This is a genomic window from Deinococcus sp. (assembly GCF_025362455.1).
Classification (GTDB): domain Bacteria; phylum Deinococcota; class Deinococci; order Deinococcales; family Deinococcaceae; genus Deinococcus.
This window is the reverse complement of record NZ_JANYGJ010000090.1, coordinates 1-21,784: the sequence shown is the minus strand read 5'-3', so window position 1 is coordinate 21,784 and position 21,784 is coordinate 1. Positions and strand designations below refer to the sequence as shown.

Annotated in this window: 18 protein-coding genes and 2 tRNA genes; 9 read left to right on the top strand and 11 right to left on the bottom strand. The window is 65.1% G+C overall.

What is annotated here, in order from left to right:
• Window positions 1-444: 444 nt before the first annotated feature.
• The 3 genes from Q0R23_RS06460 to Q0R23_RS06450 all read left to right on the top strand — a co-directional run bounded on the left by Q0R23_RS06460 (window position 445) and on the right by Q0R23_RS06450 (window position 3,015).
• Window positions 445-834, top strand: a complete 390-nt coding sequence (locus tag Q0R23_RS06460; RefSeq protein WP_293911576.1) for a hypothetical protein — start codon at window positions 445-447, stop codon at window positions 832-834.
• A 228-nt stretch (window positions 835-1,062) separates the two neighbouring features.
• Complete coding sequence (locus Q0R23_RS06455; RefSeq protein WP_293911574.1) at window positions 1,063-2,307, top strand: aminopeptidase; 1,245 nt, start codon at window positions 1,063-1,065, stop codon at window positions 2,305-2,307.
• 21 nt (window positions 2,308-2,328) lie between these two features.
• A complete protein-coding gene (locus Q0R23_RS06450) occupies window positions 2,329-3,015 on the top strand; it encodes a hypothetical protein (RefSeq protein WP_293911573.1) in 687 nt (228 codons plus the stop codon).
• Window positions 3,016-3,066: 51 nt separating this feature from the next.
• Here the strand turns inward: Q0R23_RS06450 and Q0R23_RS06445 are convergent, their stop codons facing one another.
• Window positions 3,067-3,528, bottom strand: a complete 462-nt coding sequence (locus tag Q0R23_RS06445; RefSeq protein WP_293911572.1) for a PA2169 family four-helix-bundle protein — start codon at window positions 3,526-3,528, stop codon at window positions 3,067-3,069.
• A gap of 461 nt (window positions 3,529-3,989) precedes the next feature.
• Between Q0R23_RS06445 and Q0R23_RS06440 the strand changes: the two genes are divergently transcribed.
• From Q0R23_RS06440 to Q0R23_RS06430, 3 genes are read left to right on the top strand one after another with little or no spacing between them, the layout of a single operon-like run.
• A complete protein-coding gene (locus Q0R23_RS06440; protein WP_293911571.1) occupies window positions 3,990-7,028 on the top strand; it encodes an adenosylcobalamin-dependent ribonucleoside-diphosphate reductase in 3,039 nt (1,012 codons plus the stop codon).
• Between the two features lie 39 nt (window positions 7,029-7,067).
• Window positions 7,068-7,727: a DUF4433 domain-containing protein gene (locus tag Q0R23_RS06435; protein ID WP_293911570.1), complete on the top strand. Its 660-nt coding sequence runs from the start codon at window positions 7,068-7,070 to the stop codon at window positions 7,725-7,727.
• Window positions 7,728-7,729: 2 nt separating this feature from the next.
• Window positions 7,730-8,782, top strand: coding sequence for a macro domain-containing protein (locus Q0R23_RS06430; protein ID WP_293911569.1), 1,053 nt, complete (start codon window positions 7,730-7,732; stop codon window positions 8,780-8,782).
• Window positions 8,783-8,863: 81 nt separating this feature from the next.
• Here the strand turns inward: Q0R23_RS06430 and Q0R23_RS06425 are convergent.
• Window positions 8,864-8,939 (bottom strand) — tRNA-Ala (locus Q0R23_RS06425).
• A 142-nt stretch (window positions 8,940-9,081) separates the two neighbouring features.
• On the opposite strand from Q0R23_RS06425, the gene Q0R23_RS06420 reads away from it, so the two are divergent.
• Window positions 9,082-9,756: a hypothetical protein gene (locus Q0R23_RS06420; RefSeq protein ID WP_293911567.1), complete on the top strand. Its 675-nt coding sequence runs from the start codon at window positions 9,082-9,084 to the stop codon at window positions 9,754-9,756.
• Window positions 9,757-9,976: 220 nt separating this feature from the next.
• Here the strand turns inward: Q0R23_RS06420 and Q0R23_RS06415 are convergent, their stop codons facing one another.
• The 5 genes from Q0R23_RS06415 to Q0R23_RS06395 form a co-directional block, all read right to left on the bottom strand.
• Window positions 9,977-10,177 carry a hypothetical protein gene (locus Q0R23_RS06415; RefSeq protein ID WP_293911566.1) on the bottom strand — a complete coding sequence of 67 codons (201 nt, stop codon included), beginning with the start codon at window positions 10,175-10,177 and terminating at the stop codon, window positions 9,977-9,979.
• A 19-nt stretch (window positions 10,178-10,196) separates the two neighbouring features.
• Window positions 10,197-10,535, bottom strand: coding sequence for a DUF3208 domain-containing protein (locus tag Q0R23_RS06410; RefSeq protein WP_293911577.1), 339 nt, complete (start codon window positions 10,533-10,535; stop codon window positions 10,197-10,199).
• Window positions 10,536-10,701: 166 nt separating this feature from the next.
• Window positions 10,702-11,337 carry an HAD family phosphatase gene (locus Q0R23_RS06405; protein WP_293911565.1) on the bottom strand — a complete coding sequence of 212 codons (636 nt, stop codon included), beginning with the start codon at window positions 11,335-11,337 and terminating at the stop codon, window positions 10,702-10,704.
• A 618-nt stretch (window positions 11,338-11,955) separates the two neighbouring features.
• Entirely contained in the window at window positions 11,956-13,146 is a 1,191-nt protein-coding gene (locus tag Q0R23_RS06400; RefSeq protein ID WP_293911564.1) for an amidohydrolase, read from the bottom strand.
• Complete coding sequence (locus Q0R23_RS06395) at window positions 13,143-14,894, bottom strand: M3 family oligoendopeptidase (protein ID WP_293911563.1); 1,752 nt, start codon at window positions 14,892-14,894, stop codon at window positions 13,143-13,145. The genes Q0R23_RS06400 and Q0R23_RS06395 overlap by 4 nt, the downstream gene beginning before the upstream one ends.
• A 333-nt stretch (window positions 14,895-15,227) precedes the next feature.
• On the opposite strand from Q0R23_RS06395, the gene Q0R23_RS06390 reads away from it, so the two are divergent.
• A complete protein-coding gene (locus Q0R23_RS06390; protein WP_293911562.1) occupies window positions 15,228-15,809 on the top strand; it encodes a GNAT family protein in 582 nt (193 codons plus the stop codon).
• Window positions 15,810-15,962: 153 nt separating this feature from the next.
• Here the strand turns inward: Q0R23_RS06390 and Q0R23_RS06385 are convergent, their stop codons facing one another.
• Both Q0R23_RS06385 and Q0R23_RS06380 read right to left on the bottom strand, forming a co-directional pair.
• Window positions 15,963-17,489, bottom strand: coding sequence for a hypothetical protein (locus Q0R23_RS06385; RefSeq protein ID WP_293911561.1), 1,527 nt, complete (start codon window positions 17,487-17,489; stop codon window positions 15,963-15,965).
• 600 nt (window positions 17,490-18,089) lie between these two features.
• A tRNA-Leu gene (locus Q0R23_RS06380) sits at window positions 18,090-18,174 on the bottom strand.
• Window positions 18,175-18,512: 338 nt separating this feature from the next.
• Between Q0R23_RS06380 and Q0R23_RS06375 the strand changes: the two genes are divergently transcribed.
• The gene (locus Q0R23_RS06375; RefSeq protein ID WP_293911559.1) at window positions 18,513-18,917 is read left to right on the top strand and encodes a hypothetical protein; all 405 of its coding nucleotides are present in this window, start codon (window positions 18,513-18,515) and stop codon (window positions 18,915-18,917) included.
• A gap of 91 nt (window positions 18,918-19,008) precedes the next feature.
• Here Q0R23_RS06375 and Q0R23_RS06370 read toward each other — a convergent pair whose 3' ends face one another.
• Together Q0R23_RS06370 and Q0R23_RS06365 are read right to left on the bottom strand one after the other, a co-directional pair.
• A complete protein-coding gene (locus Q0R23_RS06370; RefSeq protein ID WP_293911557.1) occupies window positions 19,009-20,526 on the bottom strand; it encodes an ABC transporter permease subunit in 1,518 nt (505 codons plus the stop codon).
• Window positions 20,523-21,614 (bottom strand): EamA family transporter, encoded by a 1,092-nt coding sequence (locus Q0R23_RS06365; protein WP_293911556.1) that lies wholly within the window; start codon window positions 21,612-21,614, stop codon window positions 20,523-20,525. The genes Q0R23_RS06370 and Q0R23_RS06365 overlap by 4 nt, the downstream gene beginning before the upstream one ends.
• Window positions 21,615-21,784 lie beyond the last annotated feature (170 nt).

Genomic DNA, 21,784 nt, shown 5'->3' with positions numbered 1-21,784 from the left:
AGTCCAGCAGCACGCTGGAGGGACTCATGGACGCCGTGCTGGCCTAAAGCAGTACTCCGAATTACGCCACGGGGAAAACAGCCTCCCCGCACCTCCATTCTGCGTCCTGCTCAGTCAAAACTACTCGCTCCGCTCGGTCATAAAAAGGGTCTTTTTATGACATCTGCTTTAGTCGGTTGCCGCGCCCTCACCGCTCATATTTTTTTGAGATTGATCTTACCCGATCTACGCCGGGGACGGAACACCACTCCACTGCACTGAGCCAAATCTTCACAAAACCCTGAGTCGCCATGAAAACCCCCTTTACAGACGTAAAGCCGCAAAACCCGGCCTCAGATGAGCAGATGAGCGGCTGCCTAGCCAGGTTGTTCACTGACTTATGGTCAGGTGGAGGCGACCCGCCCTCTGCCAGTGCCCTCAACCGGTAGGTCAAAGAGGTACATCATGTTAAAGACGTTCATACTGCTCGGTCTGCTGCTCAGCGCCCCCGCCCTCGCCCAGAACTCCTCTTCAGCGTCCAGTTCCAGCAGTTCGTTTTCCAGTGAAAGCTGGGACGATTCCGACCTGGAGACCGACGACATCAATACTGATTTTCCAGCGTTTCCGGCTTTTCCGTCTCTGCCGCCTCTTGCGCCCATTCCCACACCGGCACCCGGCACGTCGAGCAGCTCCAGCAGCACCAGCGCCTCGTGCAGCGGCGGCACCTGCACCGTCACGATCAATGGGCAAACCAAGACGTATCCAGGCAGCGTCCTGACGGTTCAAGTCAACGGCAGCAACGGCCAGCCGAACTACCAGGTGATCGTGGACGGTAAACTCGTCGATCAACGCTGAGCGACCCACCCTTGATTACACATTGAGAATCCCAGGTTATTCAGGGCACTGGCACACCCACCGACAGAACACGGAGCGAACGCGGCTCTGTGTTTTTGGTTTTACAGTCGCCGCTACAGCCAGCGCTTGCCCAACCCGGTTTCCCCGCTCCGGCCTTTAGCTTCAGCTCCCCTTCATCTGGACGCCGGGCACCCACTGGCGCACCCGCGCCGCCGTATCCTGCCGGACATGACCAACACTTCACCTTTGACCTTCGAGCAAAAACTCCAGAACTACGCCGACCTGGCCGTGCAGGTGGGCCTGGGCCTGCGCGCCGGGCAGCGGCTGCTGGTGCAGTCGCCGGTTGAAGCCGCAGCATTGGCACGCGCCATCGTGCGCAGCGCCTACGCCGCCGGGGCGAGCTTCGCCGATGTCCGCTGGGACGACGACGACGTGCAAAAGGCCCGCTTCGAACTGGCGCCGGACGGCAGCTTTGAGACCATCAGTCAGTGGCGCGTCGATGCCGAGCTGGAAGCCGCCAACGCGGGCGGCGCCGTGCTGGCGATCCGGGCTGGCGATCCGGGCCTGCACGCCGGGGCCGACCCGCACAGGCTCGCGGCGCATCAGCGTGCCCTGGCGACTTACCGCAGGCCCTACAGCCACCAGGTCATGACCAACGCCCTGAACTGGAACCTGATTACCTCGCCGCTGCCCGCCAGCGCCAAGCTCATCTTCCCGGACGTCAGCGACGAGGAAGCCGTGCAGCTCTACTGGGACGCCATCTTCAGGGCCACCCGCGCCGATCAGAGCGACCCGGTGGCCGCCTGGAAAACCCACTTGGGCAAGCTGCACGCCCGCAAGAAGATTCTGACGGGCAAGCAGTACGCTTCTGTGCACTTCAAAGGCGGCGGCACGGACCTGACCGTCGGACTGGCCGACCAGCACCTCTGGGGCGGCGGCACCAGCTTCACGCCGTCCGGCATTGAATTTACCGCCAACATTCCCACCGAGGAAGTCTGGACCGCGCCGCACCGGGAGCGCACCGAGGGCACGGTGGTCAGCACCAAGCCGCTGAGCTACAACGGCGTGCTGATTTCGGGCATCCGGATCAGGTTTGAGGCCGGGCGCATCGTGGAAGCCAGTGCCGAGACCGGGCAGGACGTGCTGCGCTCGCTGATCGACACCGACGAGGGTTCTCACCGCCTGGGCGAAGTGGCGCTGGTGCCGCACTCCTCACCGATCAGCCAGAGCGGGCTGTTTTTCTTCAACACCCTGTACGACGAGAACGCCGCCTCGCACATCGCCATCGGCGCGGCCTACCGCTTCAACATAGGGGGCGGCGTGGAGAGCCCAGAGGTGTTCAGGGAGCGCGGCGGCAACGATTCGCTGGTCCACGTCGACTGGATGATCGGCAGCCCCGAGATGAACGTGGACGGCGTGACACAGAGCGGAGAGCGCGAGGCCGTGATGCGGAATGGGGAATTCGTGATTTGATGCGGATGGAGGACCGTCCGTATGAACGATGAGCAAAAAGCGCTCCACGACGAGTGGCAGCGCACCGGTAAGCTCCAGAGCGCTGAGATGGTGCTGGGGCGGCTTGAGCAGTCCCCCTTAAGTGAGGCGGACAAGGCAAATTTCAGGAGCTTCTTACAGCGCTTCCCCAATCTGGACTACTGGGTCTCGACACCTGACGAGGTGGAGCAGACCTACGTCACCCTGGAATTCGACCTGCCAGATTGGTTCAGGCAACAGCGACTGATCTTCAGCCACGTCTGGGCGCCTGAATCGCCCTATTACGCGTTCAGAAGATTCACTTCGCATGCAGCAAGAAGGTCTCCACGTTTTGAACGTGCCCGCACATTGTACTTCTCCAATCTGGGAACGGTCGGTTATCATGGCCAGCGTACAGTACTCAAGGGAGAAGTGGACAGCCCACCTCTCGAAACAAAGGTCTACGATATCTTCCCGATTATGAGAGAGCAACAGGATTTTAGCTATCTATGCATCAAAAACCACAGATCAGGTGCACAAGAAGTTTATGAGTATGACATTCGAGACATCTGGGATGAATACGATGACGACCCTAAACTAAACAGGGTCATTTTCGTCCCCTCCAGGGTGTTTGATTCCTACTCCGCAATGCTCGCTGCCGTTTGTAAAATAAGGATTGGCGACAAGATTCACCACGCCCTGAAGCTGTAGCACGGCGCCGCACCCCTGACCTCAGGTGCGGCGCTTTGTCAATCGCTCAGCTCAGCTTTTGGCATCCCACTGGGCTTTCAGGGCCTGCATCTCGACCTGGCTGGCCTTGACCTTGGCGAACTGGCCCTCGATCACGCTGCGCACGTCGCTGGGCAGGCTGGTTTCCTTCAGCACGTCCGCGTAGTTGTCGGCGGCCACGTCCTCGCCGCGTGCGGACTCGGCCACCACAGCCTTGTCGCCCCGCCCTGAGATGGCGTCACGGACACCCAGCCAGGTGCGGTGGAGCGCGGCGCCGACGCTGCCGCCCTGCTTGCCGACCTCGCCGTACTTGGACAGCTCGCGCTCGACGGCCTGGGCCATTTCGGTGCGCTGGGCCACCCGCGACTGAAACAGGGTTTTCAAGCTGGGGTCAGTGGCGTGCTCGGCGGCGTCGGCAAAGCCTTTCTCGCCGTCGCGCAGGGTGCCGAGCAGGTACTGGAGTTTATCGGAAACTTGATCGCTGGTCATGGTCATGGTGAAGCCTCCTGGGCAAGTGAATCTGGGCAAGTGAATACGGACCCCCCAAGTCTGATGCGGCCTTCATGCGAGTGGCTGAGCAAACCCCGCCCTGGCCTTCAACGAACCCTGACCCACTCCTGAGCTGACCTGAAGAAAGCCCCGAATTTGTACGCGGGGTCGCCCTCGCCGGAACCGTGCGCGGCGAGGCGGCCCCCCACGTGGCAGTTGCGCTTGCCCCGACCTGCCGGGCGTGGTGTAATGACGCATTCCAAGAAGTCAAGCCGGGTTTGCGCATTCTCCGGGTGCTATATCTGGTACGGTACGCTCGCCAGACGCCAGATATAGTACTTAGCGACTAGACTCCGAATCAGTATCGTGTTACACTGAGTATATCACTCACCCCCCTCCACGCCCCGCTCATTGCGCGGCGTCGGTCCCGCCATGCTGTCTTTCTATTCCCGCAAGGAGAACCCACCATGACCACCATCCCCCGCACCTCGCTGATCCGCACGCCCCTGACCAACTTCGACGACAACGCCCAGCACATCGCCCGGCGCCAGTACCTGCAAGAAGGCGATAGCAGCGTGGGCGACATGTTCGAGCGGATCGCGCAGTGGGTGGCGGGCGCCGAGGCCCCGGAAGCGCGGCTAAGCTGGGCACAGAAGTACTACGACCTGATGGCGGGCAAGAAGTTCTGCCCCGGCGGTCGGGTGCTGGCGGGCGCGGGCACCCGGCACGGCAACGTGCTGAACTGCTTCGTGCAGGGCGCCACCGAGTTCGACCCCAGCAGCTTTAGCGGCGTGATGGAGGTGGCGAAAAAACTCGCGCTGGTGACCAAGGTGGGCGGCGGCAACGGCGTGAACCTCGACGTGTACCTGCCCCGCGCCGAGTCCTCACGGCCCGACGCGGGCGTGCGCGGCTGGGTCTACATGGCCGCCGATCACCCCGACGTGGGCGACTTCATCGCCGGTCTGATGCGCCCGCCCACCCAGCCGGACGGCGAGAAGCAGCCGGTGGCGATCCGCAACTGGACCCGCGTGATCTATGGCCAGGCGAGCGCCGCACTCGTGGCCCAGGCCCGTGCGGGCGGCGTGCAACTCGTCCGCGACCTGCCCGAAGGCGTCCAGAGCGTGCCCGACGACATGGGCGGCATCATCGACGCGGCCCGCAGCGTGGCCGAGACCGCCAAGCTGAACCTGGAACCCCGGCTCGACCTCTCCAAGATGCGGCCCGAAGGCGCGGCCATTCAGGGCTCCGGCGGCAGCAGCAGCGGGCCGGTCAGCTTTCTACTCGAAATCTTCGACAACTTTCTGGAGTGGGCCAACCGGGGCGCCGAGCACAGCGGACCGATCAACACGCTGCGGTATGTGTATTCGCCGGTCCTGCGGGTTGTAAGGCAAGGCGGCACCCGACGTGGCGCAGGTATGGCGACTATCAGCGTCTCGCATCCGGACATCCTCGATTTCCTGACCTCCAAGGATCTGGACCGCGAGGCCAGCGAGGGCGACATCTCGACCTTCAACATCTCGGTGCTGATTACAGGCGCCTTCTGGGACGTGCTCCAGGCGAACGGGCTGTGGCCGGTGGCAGCGCAGGAGGTGCCCGGCAAGTACTACCTGGCCGAGCAGAGCGGCGAGTTCGCAGGCCACTGGCCACAGCTCCCCGACCGCGACGTGGACGGCGCGCGCGGTGTGCCAATCTACCGGCGTGGCAACACATCGGGCTTCCCCGCCGCCTGGCTGTGGGATCAGGTCGCGCAGCACGCCTGGAGCACGGGCGAGCCGGGCCTGATCTTCGTGGACCGCATCAACGAATTCTCGGCCCTGAAGAATCTGGGCGAGCGGTATCACATCAAGAGCACCAACCCTTGCGGCGAGATCCCCCTCACCATCGGCGAGCCCTGCGATCTGGGCGCCATCAACCTGGCCGCCTACGTGCAGGGCAGCGAATTCGACTTCGCCACGTTCCGGGCCGACATCCGGACCTGCGTGCGCTTCCTCGACGACGTGCTAGAGGTCAACGTGTTCGCGCTGGAAGACAACCGGGTGGCCTCACAGGACCTGCGCCGCCTCGGCCTGGGTGTAATGGGCCTGGCCGACGCGCTCATTAAGCTCGGCCTGCGCTACGACAACGAGGCGGGCCGCGAGATGATCTACGAAATCATGAGCGTGCTGCGAGAGGAGGCGATTGCCCAGAGCGAGCAGCTCGGTGAGGAGCGCGGCCACTACGCCGTCTACCAGCGCAACGCGCCCCAGATGCCCCACGCGCCCCGCCGCAACGTCGCGGTGCTGACGGTGGCTCCCACCGGCACGACCAGCATGCTGATGGGCGTGAGCAGCGGCATCGAGCCCGTGTTCAGCCCGTTCATCTGGCGCAAGATCGGCAGCGAGTACCGCGCCCTGCTGGCCCCACTGTTCGTCGAGCTGCTGGAGAGCTACCCGCCCGCCGTCGGCATGGACGTGCAAGGTAAATGGGACTGGGACAAGGTGACCGAGGCCGTCAGCGAGAATCACGGGTCGGTGGTGGGCCTGGACTTCATTCCGCAGGCGCTGCAACAGGTCTTCGTGTGTGCCCACGACGTTTCTCCGCTGGACCATGTGCGGATGCAGGGCGCCGTGCAGCGGGCCTTCGACGCCGAGGGCTACGCCGGAAACAGCCTGAGCAAAACCATCAACCTGCCCAACTCGGCCACCGTTCAGGACGTGCAGGACGCCTACAGCGAGGCTTACCGCACCGGCTGCAAGGGCATCACGGTCTACCGCGACGGCTCGCGCCAGTTCCAGGTGCTGAGTACCAGCAAGACCGAGGTGAAGACGGAAGAGACGGACGCCACAGAGAGCGCCGCCGAGGTCATGGGCGAGGCTCCAGTGCCGGAAGCGGTTCAGACTCCGGCTCCGGCTGCGTACAGCGTGCCCGCCTTCAACCCCAGCAAGCCGGTCTACGAGCGTCCGGCCCGCCTGCAAGGCATCACCGATATGGTCAAGCTGACGGACCCGACCAGCGGGCATCGGCGCAGCTTCCTGGTGACGGTCAACCACCTTCAGGGCAACCCGGTGGAAGTCATGGTCATCTCTGGCCGGGCGGGCGACGAGGCCAACGCCGACAGCGAGGCGCTGGGGCGCGTGGTGAGCATCGCGCTGCAACATGGCGTGCCTGCCGAGGCGCTGATCAAAACCCTCAGGGGCATCAACGGCGGGCTGTACGGCAGCTACAACGGGCGACTGGTGGGCAGCAAGGCCGACCTGATCGCGGTGGCGCTGGAGACCTTCGCCAAGAACTTAAGCAGTACGGGCCTGGGCACCACGGGCCTGCCGCCTGTGGCCGGGGGCAGCCAGGACATCGGCGCCGCACCGGATGGTCTGGGACTGGGCGGCTCCAGCGCTATCTCGAATGGCACGGGCGTCAGCACCAACGCCATGAGCCGCGAACGCTGCCCCGTCTGCGACGAGAAAGCCGTGATCCGGGAGGAAGGGTGCATGAAGTGCCAGGCGTGCGGGTATAGCAAATGCGGGTGACGGGTTTGAGCGCTCAGGCGTAGCGTTGAGCGAGGGACCGTGACGACCGTACCGGTAAACCAAAAGATTTACCACATCACGCCAGTAGACAATCTGCCAGCCATTATCAGTGCAGGCGAACTCCGCTCGGACGCCTTGATGGTGGCGGCAGGGGGGCCAGCGGTCACGATTGGCATGGGGAAGCTCAAACTCCGACGCCTGAATGAACTGTCTATAAGCTGTTTGGGCGGCGTCATGGTAGGTGCCTGTGTACCCTTTTACTTTTGCCCCCGCTCGGTGATGCTGTACCTGATTCACATGCGCAGTCCAGAGGTGGCCTACAAGGGCGGACAGGTAGCCATCGTGCATCTCGAAGCCGACTTGGGTGAAGTGCTCGCCTGGGCCACACGTGAACATCGTCCCTGGGCCTTCAGCTTGTCGAACGCGGCAGCCCGTTACAGTGAATTCAGGTCACGGGCCGATCAACTGAACGATGTGGACTGGCAAGCGGTCCGCATGACGAACTGGCGAAATGTCAAAGAGCGTAAACAAGCTGAGTTTCTTGTCGTGGACACTTTTCCCTTGTCGTTGTTCCGAGTGGTCGGCGTGCAATCGAGCCAGATAGCTGAGCGGGTGACACGGTTGCTTGACCTTGCCGAGACAGAGGGCCTGCTATCCACCCGACCCCTGGTGCAGTACCGCCCCACTTGGTACTATTAGTCGTGTCAGATATAGAATTCCAGCAAGGCAATCTGTTGACGGCAGAATCAGAGGCGTTGGTCAACACGGTCAACTGTGTCGGAATCATGGGTCGGGGGGTTGCTTTACAGTTCAAGAAGGCCTTCCCCGATAACTTCAGGGCGTATGAAGTGGCCTGTCAGCGCGGTGAGGTTCAGCCGGGGAAGATGTTCATCACCGAGCGGAGTGGTCTGGGCCTACCGCGCTATCTGATCAATTTCCCGACCAAGCGGCACTGGAAGGGTAAGAGCCGCATCGAGGACATTGAGTTAGGGCTGCTGGCGCTGGTCGCTGACATCCACCGTCTAGGGATTAGCAGCATTGCTTTGCCACCGCTTGGAGCTGGCCTGGGCGGACTGCCCTGGGCCGAGGTACGAGCCCGAATCGAGGAAACGTTGGGCGCGCTGAACACTGTCCAGGTCACCGTATTCGAGCCGGGCGAGGCTCCGCCTGCCCCGACCAATGTCACGGCTGCTCCCCGTATGACCCCTGGACGAGCGGCCCTGGTAAGCCTGATGGACCGCTACCTGGCGGGCCTTCTCGACCCCTTCGTGTCGCTGCTGGAAGTTCAGAAGCTCATGTACTTTCTCCAAGAAGCGGGCCAGGAACTCAAACTGACTTACACCAAGGGGACGTATGGTCCTTACGCGCCCGACCTGCGACATGTGCTCAGACGCCTGGAGGGACATCTCATCGCCGGGTATGCGGACGGGGGTGACGACCCGACCAAGCCGCTGGACCTGATTCCGGGTGCTCGCGAAGACGCAGCAAAGTATTTGGCAAATTCACCGGAGGCCACCGCCCGTTTTGAGCGGGTCACGCGGCTGGTAGACGGTTTCGAGACGCCCTACGGCATGGAACTACTGTCTACCGTGCATTTCGCAGCCACGCACTTGAGTGCCGCGACATCGGGGGAGGCGCTGGCAGTAGTGCATGAGTGGAGTGATCGTAAACGCCAGTTTACCCCGGCTCAAGTTGACCTGGCCTGGCGGGTGCTCACCGAATATGGCTGGTTAGAGGACAACCTTTCTGGCTGAGTGACCATTCCAATACCTGTCAATCACACGGAACATGGACGACCCGGAGCATCCATCACTCCGGGCCTTCTTCCTTCTCTCTGGTGGAGCCAAGCGGGATCGAACCGCTGACCTTCTGAATGCCATTCAGACGCGCTCCCAGCTGCGCCATGGCCCCACACGTTGCCGTTCACCTTTTCAGGCTCAGATAGGTTAGCAGCGAGTCTTCCATCTGTCAACACCGCCAACGGCTCAGCCCATCGGGGGCAACCTCCGACCACCTTCCACCTCCGGGGCGGGTGCTACACTCACGCCCTACCGTGCCGCGCCTGAACCTTGCCACCCTCACCGCCGAGGAACTGCAACACCTGCTGGGTGAAGCCGCTGCCCAGCGCTTATTGCCAGATGTCAGCTCCTCGCGCCTGGCGGGCCGCCCCTACCCCGGCCCCAGCCTCAGCGGGGCGCTGAGCTTCGAGGCCCAGCGTGAACGCGACTGGGGCGCCACGCCGGACCAGTCGCGCAGCATCAAGGCGACCCACACCGAGTTGCAAGGCTGCGGCGCCGAACCCCTGGGTGTGTATTACGCCGCCGAACTCACCGAGGCCCGGCACCAGCGGGCCTACCTGCTCGACGGCGACACGGCCCTGAGCCTGCGCTGGAGCGAGTCGCCCGACGGCCCGCCGCTGCCGCCCTTCATGCAGGCAGTGACGCTCTCCCGCGACCGGGCCAGCGGCATTGCCGCCTCGCTCAGCAGCACGTCGGGCCTGCCGTTCTCGCCCGCCAGCAGCGAGGAGATCGATGTGCGGCTGCTGCCCGGCGCCAGCGTGCCGGAGTTTCTGGCCGCGCATAGAAATCTGGCCATTCGCCACGGACGCGGCCAGAAGCTCGCGGGCGAGGCCGACTGGATGCGGGCCTTCCAGGCCGTGCGGCTGCTGAACTACAACGCCTGGACCCGGCGCGGGCTGCTGATGCAGGAAAAAGGTGCGGTTGTCTGAGCCTGAGCTGGACGGAAGGGCATGAGCGTTGCTCACTCACCCCACCCAGCCTCGCAACACAAAGGCTCTCGCCAAGCGACAGCGAGAGCCTTTTTTCGTTCCAGAAAACTAACCTTAAATACCGTCCAGCACGCTGCCCTTGATCCCTCTACCTGAGGGAGAGGGAGGGAGCCGCGAAGCGGCGGAAGGGTGAGGGGGCCTCCGTGCAGCCCCCCTACTCTCACTCCCCCGCCGCCCCCAGCCTGCTCACCTTGTAGCGCCGCCGCGTCATCGGCGGGGCCACCTCGCCCCACTCGATCAGGGCGCCGATGCCTTCCTCGCCCATGCGCTCGACTTTGGTGAGGTACTGGCGCAGCGCTTCGGGTTTGTCGAAACGGCGCGGGTGGGTGTCACCTTCCACGTACAGATCTAACCAGTCCATAAGCTCCTGTAGTGCCCACTCACAGCTCGCGCAGGTCTTCCCAGAGTTGCCAGCCAACACCGGGCGGCGTGGCCTCCAGCAGCGGCCCCAGCGCCTGCGAGGCGGCCTGGGCGTCGGCGTTGAGGGCTGCGGCGCTGGGCCGGGCGTCGTAGAGTTGCAGCACGGTGAACTGGTAAAACGCCTGCGAGGCGGTACTTTCCCCGTTCTCGAAGAAGGCGAAGGGGGGCCGCACGTCGTCCCACAGCACCTTGGCCTCGCCCAGCTCGTGGGGCAGGTAGTTTTCCAGGTCGAAATCCTCGAAGGCGCCCTGGCCGCTCTCTTCTTGCGGGTGCCACAGGTAGCCTTGCAGCAGCCGCACCGCCGCCCGGCCCGAATCGGGGGAAGTCGCGCCCGGACTGCTCTGCGCTGCGCTGCCAGACGCGGCAGCACTGGGCGGGAGGTCTTCTGCGTGATTCACCTCCCCACTGTACAGGCTGATGAGACAACACGGGCCGGAGCTGTAAGCCGGGATGAATGGCGCGGGCTCAGAAGCTCATGCCCAGCCAGGCGGACAGCTCGGCCTCGAAGGCGGCGTGGTGGTCGTGGTGATACAACACGGCGTGAAAGCCTGCGGCGTTGGCGGCGTCGATGTTCTCGGCAACGTCGTCCACGAAGGCGACCAGATTCGCCGGACACTGCATGGCCGCTTCCAGCGCCGCGAACGACTCCGGGGCGGGCTTCTTGGCGCCGAGTTCGTTGGAGAACACCAGCGCGTCGAAGCGCCCGAATTCAGGCCGGGCACGCAGATGGTCGCTCACCACCGGGTAGTTGTTGCTCAGCAGGCCCACACGCACCGCTCTGGGCAGCCGGGCCAGCAGAGCGTACATCGGCGGGTTGTCGTGAATGCTGCCCAGGTACATCGCCTCGAACTCGGCGTAGGGCAGCGCGGCGCCGGATTCGGCCTGCACGGTGTCCCAGAACTGCGGCAGGCTCCAGGCCCCGACTTCGAGCTGGCGGACATGCCGGAAGTAGCTCTGGCGCAGACTCTCGACATCGGTGCCGGTATGCTCGGCCAGGCGGCCCGTGGATCTCCCGTCGAAGGTGCCGATGGTGAACACGCCGCCCCAGTCGAAGGCGACGTGACGCTGGATGCCGTGCTGATCGGAGGTAGGCTGGGTCATGCCGTTCATTATCTGCTGGATGCTCTGGCGTCGGGCCGCCCGCACTAGGCCACTTCGCTTACGCTCTGCTGAGCCACAAGCTTAAGGGGCAATGTACGCTGGGCACATCGTAACCTGACACTTCCGGGGCATACTACCTTCCGGTTCCCAGGCCGGATGTACGCGGCCAAAGCGGTAAGTGTCACCTGATGTTTGCACCACTGACGTGTTCGTCCTCTCTGTACAGGGGAATCCGAGGGAGTCGCCCACCTCGAACCAACGGGCGTGCGAGACGGGCCGGGGTTGGCCATAGGCTGGTTCGAGTCCAGTCGCCTGTCACCACAAGAAAATTCAGCCGTCTCCGAGTTGGGGGCGGCTGACTGTTTGTACTCAGGGCGCGGTGCGCGGGAGGCGGTTAGGACACGCGGCGCCTGGGACGGCGTCTGATACGGGATTGAGTTCAAGACATGATTGTGGCCGCCGAAACACCCCTCACCCCAGCCCTCTCCCCTGGGGAGAGGGAGGGAGCCGCGCAGCGGCGGAAGGGTGAGGGGTCGTCTGATGGCAAGCAGTCATTTTAGTTTCATATGCCTCAGTGGCTTTCTCTTACTGCATACCGCGCACCGCTTCCCCTCCCTCCTACTCCCCCTTCCCCAGCTCCAGCGCCGCCGCGTACAGCATTCGCACGCCGGTCACCAGGCTGGCCTCGTCGATGGTGAAACGCGGGTGGTGGTGCGGATAATCGCTCTCCAGCTCGGCGTTGCCGCTGCCCACGTTGAAGTAGGCGCCGGGCGCGCGGGTCAGGTAGGCGGAGAAGTCCTCGCCGCCCATGCTGGGGGTCGCCAGTTGCGCTTTGTCGCCGACCTCGGCGCGGGCGATACCCATGAGTCGCTCGGCCACCCAGTCGGTGTTGACCACCGGGCGGTAACCGGGTTCGTAGGCGAAGGTATACGTGGCCCCATGCGCCTCTGTAATGCCCCTGACGACCCGTTCGAGCATCCCCGGCGCTTTGCTCCGCAACTCGGCGTCGAAGGTCCGCACGGTGCCCATCAGCTCGGCGCTGCCTGGGATGACGTTGTGGGTGGTTCCGGCGTGAAAGTAGGTCACGCTCAGCACCATGTTGTCCAGCGCACTGACCCCCCGGCTGACGACCTGTTGCAGATTGGTGATGACCTGCGCCCCGATCACGATAGGGTCCACGGTTTCCTCCGGGTGCGCGGCGTGCCCACCTTTGCCCTGGATGGTGACCCTGAACACGTCCGGCGCGGCCATGAAGGCGCCGGGTTTGACCGCCACCACGCCGGTCGGCAACTGCGAATTGAGGTGCAGGCCCGTCACCACGTCCACGCCGCTCATCAGCTCGGTGCCGTGGACCAGTTCCTCGGCGCCGCCGGGACCGCTCTCCTCGGCGTGCTGGAAGATCATGCGGATCTGGCCGTTAACCTGTGAGGGGTCTTCGCTCAGCAATCTGGCCACGCCGAGCAAAATGGACGTATGCCCGTCGTGGCCGCAGGCGTGCATCACACCCGGCACAGAGCTAACGAACTCGAAGCTGTTCTCTTCCAGAATCGGCAGCGCGTCGATGTCGGCCCGCAGCAGCACGGTCTGGCCCGGTTTACCGCCCTGCAACACGGCCAGCACGCTCGTCGCGGTGGGGCGGGTGACGCTCAGGTGCGGCAGTCTGGACAGCTCGGCGGCAATGTAGGCCGACGTTTCGTGCTCCGCGAAGCCGAGTTCGGGATGCTGGTGGAGGTGGCGGCGCCAGGCGGTGAGCTGGGGCGCCAGGGCGGCGGCACGTTCACCGGCTGAAGTTCTGGGTAGGGTGGTCATAACGCTCCTTTCAGCTCGTTCATCAGGAAGGTCATCAGCTCGCTGAGGTAGGCCGCGTCGAAGCGGAACTGGGTACCCGCCGCCCGGTACAGCTCCGGCAGAGTCGCGGTGTTGCCCAGGCTCAGTGCGGCCTTGTAGCGGGCCAGGGTGCCGGGCTTATCGGTGCGCGACTGGCGCCACAAATCCACGGCGCCCAGGCTGCACATGGCGTATTCAAGGTAGTAAAACGGGTTGCGGAAGATATGGTAGTACTGCCAGCCACCCGCACGCTCCCGCTCATCCAGCCCCGACCAGTCGAGCCAGGGGTGGTAGGCGCGGTCGAGTTCGAGCCATTTGGCGTCCAGATCGGCAATGCTCAGCTCAGCGCTCTGGGTATACAGCCAGTGCTGGAAGGCGTCCATCTGCACGGCCCAGGGCAAGAACAGAATGCTGCCTTCGAGCTGCTCGCGGCGGACCCGCTCCAGCTCGGCGGGGAGGTAGGCGGCGCTGAGCTGATCGAGGGCCAGGTACTCCATCGCCATGCTGGGCACCTCGACGAATTCCAGCGGGCTCCAGCGGTTCCAGATCAGCGGCTGGGCGCGCGAGGACGCCATGAAGTGAAAGGCGTGGCCGATCTCGTGCAGCAGCACGCCCAGGTCCTGTGAAGTGCCCACCACGTTCATGACCACGAACGGCATGTCGGCGTGCTCCAGGCTCTCGCAGTAGGCGTGGCTCATCTTGCCCTGGCGGCTGGCCAGGTCGAGGTAGCCGCCCGTGCGCATCAGGCCGAAGCGGGCGCCCAGCTCCGGATCGAGGGCGTCGAAGACCCGCTGGGCGATGGCCTCCAGCTCAGGCGCACTCTCGAAGGGATGCAGCGGCGGGCGGCCTTCGGGGTCCAGGGCGGTGCGGCGCGAGTAGTCCCAGGGGCGCAGCGTGTCCAGGCCGAGTTGCCGGGCCTTGTCGCCCATGATCTCGGCGGCCAGCGGCACGACCTCGCCGAGCACCGCCGCGTGGAAGTCCAGGCAGTCCTGGGGCGTGTAATCTACCCGCCCCAACTGCCGCCAGGTGTAGGCGCGGTAGTCGCCCATCTGGGTGCCCGGCAGGGTCAGATCGGCGTTCAGCGCCAGTTGGCGGCGAATCGGCAGCAAGTCTTGCATCAGGGCGTTCAGGGCCGGGCGCGCGGCCTCACGCGAGGCCGACATGGCGGTCCAGACGTTCTCGCGGCGCTTGCGGTCGGCGCTGCCGAGCAGGGCCTCGGCTTCGGGCACGGTCAGCTCGCCGCCAAAATTCACCGTCTGGGCGCCGGTAATCTCGGCGTAGCGCTGCATCTGCTCGGCGTGAACGATCTCCAGCGGCACGTTGGCCTCGCGGTAGAACTCGGCCTCGCCCTGCATCCGGCGCAGGGCCAGCACCATGTCGGGGGCCGGGGTGTAGTCCTGAACGGCCAGCAGTTTCCGGCGCAGCACCTGCCCGGCCCTCATCATCGGCGGCCCCACCTCCCCCCGGTAAGCGGCCAGTGCGCTCTGGGCGGCCTCGTCGGCGGTATTCAGGTCAGCCCGCAGGCCCAGCACCGCGCCGGTCTGCGCCGCTTCCTTGCTCAGCTCAGACCAGTCGTGCAGCCAGGCGTTTACCCCGGCAGGGCTCAGCTCAGCCCGCTCCAGGGCGGCCATGCGCTGGGCGTAGTGGGGCCAGGTCGTCTGGGCGGTCTCAAACACCAGCACGTCGTCCGGGGTGCGGTCTTCACCCGTCTGTGGGGGCAAGGCAGTCATGGCCGCAGTCTAGAGCGGCGGGTCGGGTGATGGGGAGTGGGTTAAGGAGGTGCGCGGTGCGCGGGAAGTGCATGAGCTGCGCTCACTCCCCTCTGCAAGCACTCGTCGTGAACGGACTGTCCTCGTGAACAGACGCCCAGCAGGCGCTACTCGTCCCCATGAGGACGCCACTCCTCAGGTCTGCGACTCTCCCACGGGGCGAGGGGTCAAGATGACTGAAAATCCAGTTGATCTCATATCAGGCGAAGAAAAACCAGGCACCCATCCCGCCCTGCGCTGTGCCCACTCCCCACCACCCACTCCCCTCCCACTCCCCGTTGTACCCTGACCTCGGTGCCCGAACCCGCCGCCTTTCCCGAAACGCTGAGCACCAAGCGGCTGCTGCTGCGCGTACCGACGGGCGAGCACGCCGCCGAGCAGATGAAGCTGGTCAACGCCAATCTGGAGCACCTGCGGCCCTGGATGTCCTGGGCGCAGCAGCCGGTGACGCTGGAGGCGCAGACGGAGCGGTGTCTGAAATCCTACGAGCGCTTTCTGAACAGCGAAGACCTGATGTACCTGACCTTCAGCGCGGGCAGGCTCATCGGCGCCTGCGGTATTCACCGCCTCGACTGGAGCGTGCCGGTGGGCGACATCGGCTACTGGCTCGCCGAGGACGCGCAGGGATACGGCTACGCCACCGAGCTGGCCGGGGCGCTGACCGAGCTGGCGCTGAGGCCCACTCAGGCGGGTGGGCTGGGCTTCGGGCGCATCGAAATTCGGTGTGACCCTCGCAACGCCCGCAGCGCCGCCGTGCCGCTACGGCTGGGCTACGAGCGCGAGGCGGTCCTCAAGCGCAGTGCCGCCGACGCCCAGGGGGGCGTTCTGCGCGACACGCTGGTGTTCGCCCGCTGGTCGGAGGAGGGGGACGGGTGATGAGCAGGCACTGTTGCCGATTTTTGGCGTTGATTTTTGGCGTTGACCTTTGTCGTTTCTGACCGATGCAGACGACCCCGCAGTGGCGTCCAGACCAAGACGACACAGGAGCTGACCAGATCACGCCGGTCAGCTCCTGTGGTCACTTTCCACCTACACCCTGGCTTTCACCTGCGGCTGGAGGCGGCGACCCACGCTCTGGGCGTACTCGGACAGGTCGCGGAGCAGATCGTTCACGTCGCAGCGCAGGTAATACTGGTGGCCCGGCAGCGGCATCAGGGCCATGAACGGGGCGCGGCACAGGGTCTCCAGAATCGAGTTCAGCTCGGCGGTGTTCACGCCGCTGCCCAGCCGCTCGGCCAGGCGGGTCGGGTCCACGACGCTGTGGGCGGGCTGCTGCGCCAGGGTGCCCAGGACGTAGGTAAACGTTCCGCGCTGCACCAGGTGGGCGCTGACCAGTTCGGCCAGGCTCGCCACGCTGTCGAGGTCGAAGCTGGAGGTGTTCCAGTAGCCGCGCAGGTCGATTGGGGTCAGCGGCGCCAGGCGGGCGTGTTCGAGCAGCGCGCCCAGGGCCTCGCGGGTAAAGCGTGGGCTGGAGGCCGGGGTATCACGCTCCCAGCTCAGCAGGGCGCGGTAACTGCCCTGGCGGTAGGCCGGGTGGGCGATCTCGGCCTCGGATAAGGCCAGCATCACGTCGTAGCTGTGGTTGCCCAGATCGGCACGCAGGCGCACCGGGCCAGCTTCGTGGCCGCCCAGATACTCGACCTGGTAGCCGGTGAGCTGCGCCAGTTCACTGAGCTGATCGGCCACCGTTTCGAGCAGGGCGGGTTGAAGCAGGGCGGGTTGAGGCGCACTCTTCGCGGCGCCGGGCTGAGTGTGGCCGGGCTGAGCCTGACTGGGCTGCGGTTGACTGGGCTGCGGTTGACCAGGGCGGGGCGGCTCGCTGCGGGTTGTTTCGCCGCGCACCACCTCACCGCGTACCGCCTCACCGCGCACCGGCACCACGCTGGGCTGCATCTGCGCAGAATGGGCCTGCGCCGCAGAATACTCGGAGGCGTCCTGCACCGCCTCCAGCTTGAGTGGCTCGCGGCGCGGGGCGGCGTGGCGAGCACTTCGGCGCTGGTCCTCGGCGCTCTGGTTGTGGACGCTTTGATTCTGGGCAGCCTGCTGCTCACTCCCGGCGGTGTCCGATCTGGCTGGGTCTGGTTTGGTGCTGGCCTGAGCGTCCTGGGCGTCCGGGCGGTGTTCCGTCACGCGGACGGCGGCGGCTGGAGCTACCGGGACGGCGCGTTCCATGCGCACCTCGCGGACGTGCGGCGTGGCGCTGACCACCACACGCCGGGTCGGTTCGGCGGGTTTGTCGCTGCGGGCCGGGGCGTTGAGGCGCTCGGTGTGCGGCTTGACCACACAGGCCACCGCGTAGTGCCCGGCGGTGGTTTCGCTCAGCATCAGCACGTCGTTCACGTCGAGGTTGTAGGCGTGGTAGAGCACACCCAGGCCCAGCAGCCGCTTGCCGCTGGCACTGAGCTGCACCGGGTACTCACGGCCCTGCTCGTCACTCAGGGCCAGGGTCTGCCCGGCCAGCGTGACCGGAAACAGACCCTGGAGGTATTTGGCGACGGTCAGACTGCCCTCGGAGAGGCAGGGGCGGGTAATGATGTAGCGCAGGGAAGGATTCACGGTGGCAGCCTCCATTGGAACGTGCTCAGGGCACGATTATGGCAAAACAGTGGTGGGGCAAGACAGCGGTTGAGCAAGACAGGGACTGAGCAAGACAGGGACTGAGCAAAACAGGGACTGAGCAAAAACTGTGGCAGCTTCGGAGCAAAATGCACCGATTTTCCCAGAACAGCACGGCGGTGATTTGAAGAAGCTCGACTCTAATCTTGAATGAAGAGTGCTACAGATTGCAAGTCTGAACGCAAAATGCATACGGAAGATAAGTTGCAGGCAGATTAACAGTCCTATTTTACCATCCACAGCAGAATACAGCGCCCCTTCGAGACACTGATTCGTCCGAGGGGGCGCGGCGGCGACCGGGCACCGTGAATTGGGAACCGTCAATTGTCGGTCTGAGCGAGGTAGCCGTGGGCGCGGCGCGGAGAGACAGTGGGCGACGTGACGCACCTCTCGCGTGCGGAGGCTACCGCCCCAGCTCGGCCCTGTGCGGCGTTGAACAAACCAGCACAAACCAGCGGCATTAAACAAGCCAGCACAGACGCCTCAGCACAGACGTCCTGACACGGACGCGAAAAAACCCCGCCTTAGACGAGGTTTGGCTGGTGCCGAGAACGGGACTTGAACCCGTATGCCCAAGAGCGTTCGATTTTAAGTCGAGTGCGTCTACCGATTCCGCCATCCCGGCCCGCGCAGAGTATACCGCTGAAACCGGGCGCGGGGCACACCTTTATGGAAGCCCTGGGCGGCGGCCTCACGCAGCGTCAATCTTTGCAGATTCCGCGAAGAGGAGCGGCGGCCAGACCAGTCACGAACGCGGCAGTAAAGGTAAATAAAGGCAGAAACGGCGCTTCAGCCGGGGCATCGGGGGCGCACGAAATCTCCACATGCCCTGCGCCCGGCCTTCTCAGAGCCCGCGCATGCTGTGTTCACAGGCAAAGAGCGCCCAGCGTTCGCCGCCCAGCCGATCAGCGCCGCCGCCTCCAGCCCCCCGCCTCCAGCCCCCCGCCTCAAAGGAGAAGCACCATGATGAAGCAGTTGATGATCGCCCTGAGTCTGAGCGCCGCCCTGAGCGCCTTGCCCACCGCCCTCGCCGCCAACACCGGTCTGGAGATCAGCACCCTGTCGTACCAGCCGATCTACACCGAGGCGAGCTGGCAGACCCTGCGGGTGCCGCTTACCCAGCTCGGCGGCGTGTTGCCAAGCGACCTGACGCTGAGCGCGGCTGGCCTGCCCACCGGCATCACCGTCACCCTGACCGCTGCCGGACTCGACGGCGCCGACGCCGTGCTGACGGTGGATGTGGAACGCGCCACCACCAGCGCCGGAGTCAACGCCAACACGACCCTGACGCTCAGCTCCGGCGGCAACGCCCTGGTCAACCTGAACGTGCCGGTCATCGGCGTGGCGGTGCAGACCAGCGGCGAATAATTCAGCGCTCAGGTCAGCCAGCACCATCCAGCAGGAGCGCGGCCACCTCGGCTTGCGCTCTTTGCTGTGCTGGACACAGGCGGCCCTCCCCTCAGCGCCCCCGGCGACGCGACACGCGGCGCTCCAGAGCGCTCACCACGCTGTAGAGCAGCACGCCGAGCAGCACCAAGAGTGAAATCGCTGCAAAGACACGCGGCGTGTTGTACAAACTGCGGGCCTGGTTGATGGCCAGACCCAGGCCGTTGGTGTTGCTGATGAATTCCCAGACCACCGCGCCGATCAGCGCCAGGTTCAGCGAGAGTCGCAGCCCGCCCAGCAGCACCGGCAGGGCGCCGGGCAATTCCAGGTGGACCAGGCGCTGAAGGAAAGTGGCCCGCAAGGTGCTGAACAGTTCGTGGTAGGTCTTGTCGATCTCGCGCACGCCGACCAGAGTGGCGACCAGCAGCGGGTAGAAGGCGGTCAGGGCGCTGACCACGACGCCGGGAAGCAGACCGGAAGTGAACCAGATAACCAGCAGCGGCGCGATCACGATGGTCGGCGTGCTCTGGATGATGATCAGTTGGGGGCTCAGGAAGCGCTCCAGCCAGTGTAATTTTGCCATCGGATAGCCGATCAACAGTCCGACGAAGCCGCCCACAAGCGCCCCCAGCAAGGTTACCTGGGCCGTATAAGCAAACTGGGGCAGCAGTTCACTGCGGTACTTCAGCAGCACCGACCAGACCTCCAGCGGGCCTGGCAAAAAAAAGCTGCTGGTCCGCATGCTCAGCAACTGCCAGACCACCACACTGAACATCAGCGACAGCAGCGGCAGCCACTCCGAGCGGCTGCGAAGCCTGGGCGGCGCCGTCCAGTTCTGGGTGCTGTCGCCGCTGCCCAGCAACTCTCGCAGCTCGGCTTCCAGGCCCTCGGTGTAGGCGCTGCGCCGTCCCCGGCCCTGGGTGTCGAGAATGGCGACCACCTGACCGCTGCGCAGCACCGCCACCCGGTCGGCCAGGTAGGCGGCCTCGCGGATCGAGTGCGTCACTAAAATGGTGGTCTGGCCAGTTTTTTCGTGCAGGTGGCGCAGTTCGTCGTTGAAGCGCTCGCGCACCAGCGCGTCGAGGGCGGCGAAGGGCTCGTCGAGCAGCAGAATATCGCCCGACTGCGCCAGGGCACGCGCCAGGCCCACCCGCGCCCGCATCCCGCCGGAGAGCTGGGCCGGTAGGTAATTCGCGTAGGCTGACATGCCCACCAGCGCCAGGGCCTCACTGGGGCTCAGGGCGCCGCCGGAACCCAGCTCGCCGGGCAGGGCCACGTTGCGCAGCGCTGTGCGCCAGGGCAGCAGCCGGTCGTCCTGAAAGACGTAGGCTGAACGCCCGCGCACCTCCAGGCGGCCCGAAGCCGGTTTGAGCAGCCCCGAAATGACGCGCAGCAGGGTGCTCTTGCCGCCGCCCGAGGCACCGATGACGGCCAGAAATTCGCCGCGCCGCACCTCCAGGTTCACGCCGCCCAGGTCGCCCGCGCCCAGCACCTCGCGCCCGCCCAGCTTGAGGCGCACGTCACTGAGTTCGATGACCGGCAACTCGTGCCCGGAGACTGCCGGGACGCTGGAGACGGTTTGAACGCTCACGGCGCCTTCACGGGCCTGGAGGCGGGCGGTGAACCCCGGCCAGGGCGGCCCAGGGTATTGACCAGCAGCACGCCCAGTAGCGCCACCGCGCCGCCGATCAGCGCACTCAGGCCCGGCACCTCGGCCAGCCAGACCCAGGCGATGAGCACCGCCAGCACCGGGCTGACGAACAGAAAGCTGGTGGTCACACTGGCACTCACCCGCGACAGGGCGAAGGTCCAGCACAGGTACGCCAGCGCCGACGGAAAGAGGCCCAGGTAGATGACGGCCAGGTGGGCGCTGATCGGCGCCGAACGCCACTCGGCGGCGAAGCCCGGCGCGAAGACCAGCAGCGGCACGGCGCCCAGCAGCAGGCTCCAGACCGTGAAGTGCAGCGGGTTGATACGCCCCAGCAGCGGCTTCTGGAAAATGAAGTAGATGCTGGTCGACAACGCCGCCAGCAAGATCAGGACCGCGCCCCGCGTGAACGAAACGCCCCCACTCATCGGTACGGGGCCGCGTCCCAGAACGATCAAGGCCACGCCCGCCAGGCTGACGAAGGTGCCCATCCAGCCCAGCGGGGTCAGGCGTTCACCGGCAAAGCGGGTGGCGATCAGCGCCGTGATGACCGGCCCGGAGGCGATAATCAGGCTGGCGGTCCCGGCGGGCACGCTCTGTTCACCGAAATTCAGCAGCGTGTGGTACAGCGTGATGCCCAGAAACGAGAGCCCGAAGATACGCCACAGGTCGGCGCGGCAGGGCAGCGGAATGCGGGCGACCAGCGCGTAGCCGCCCAGCACGGTCCCGGCCACCAGAAAACGGTAGAGCGCCAGATGCCCCGGCGAAAAGGCCGCGAGTCCGGCCCGGATACCCGCAAAGGCCGAGGCCCAGAACAGAATCGTCAGCGCGATGGCGCCCAGGCTGAGCGGATCGAGCCGTGAGTGTACTGGCCCTGGGTGTACTGGCCCTGACTGTACTGGGCGGGTGGGCGGCGGGGAACTCATGTCGTCCACCTTAGCAGCCTGCTGGGCGCCCGAAAGACCGGTTTCACCCGATTGCCCACCTTGCCCGATAGCCCACCTCGCCCGAATAGCGCTGTAACCGCTCAAGGCGCTCCACATCCGGAGGCGGCGCTCTACTGAGCAGACTGCGGTATGGACAACTCAACCAAACCCCAGCCCACTCAACCACAGCCCACCAGGCCTGAAACGGCGGCGCAGCGCAGCGGCAGCGCGGATGTCAGCTACGGCGCCAACACCAACCTCTCGCCCGCCGACGT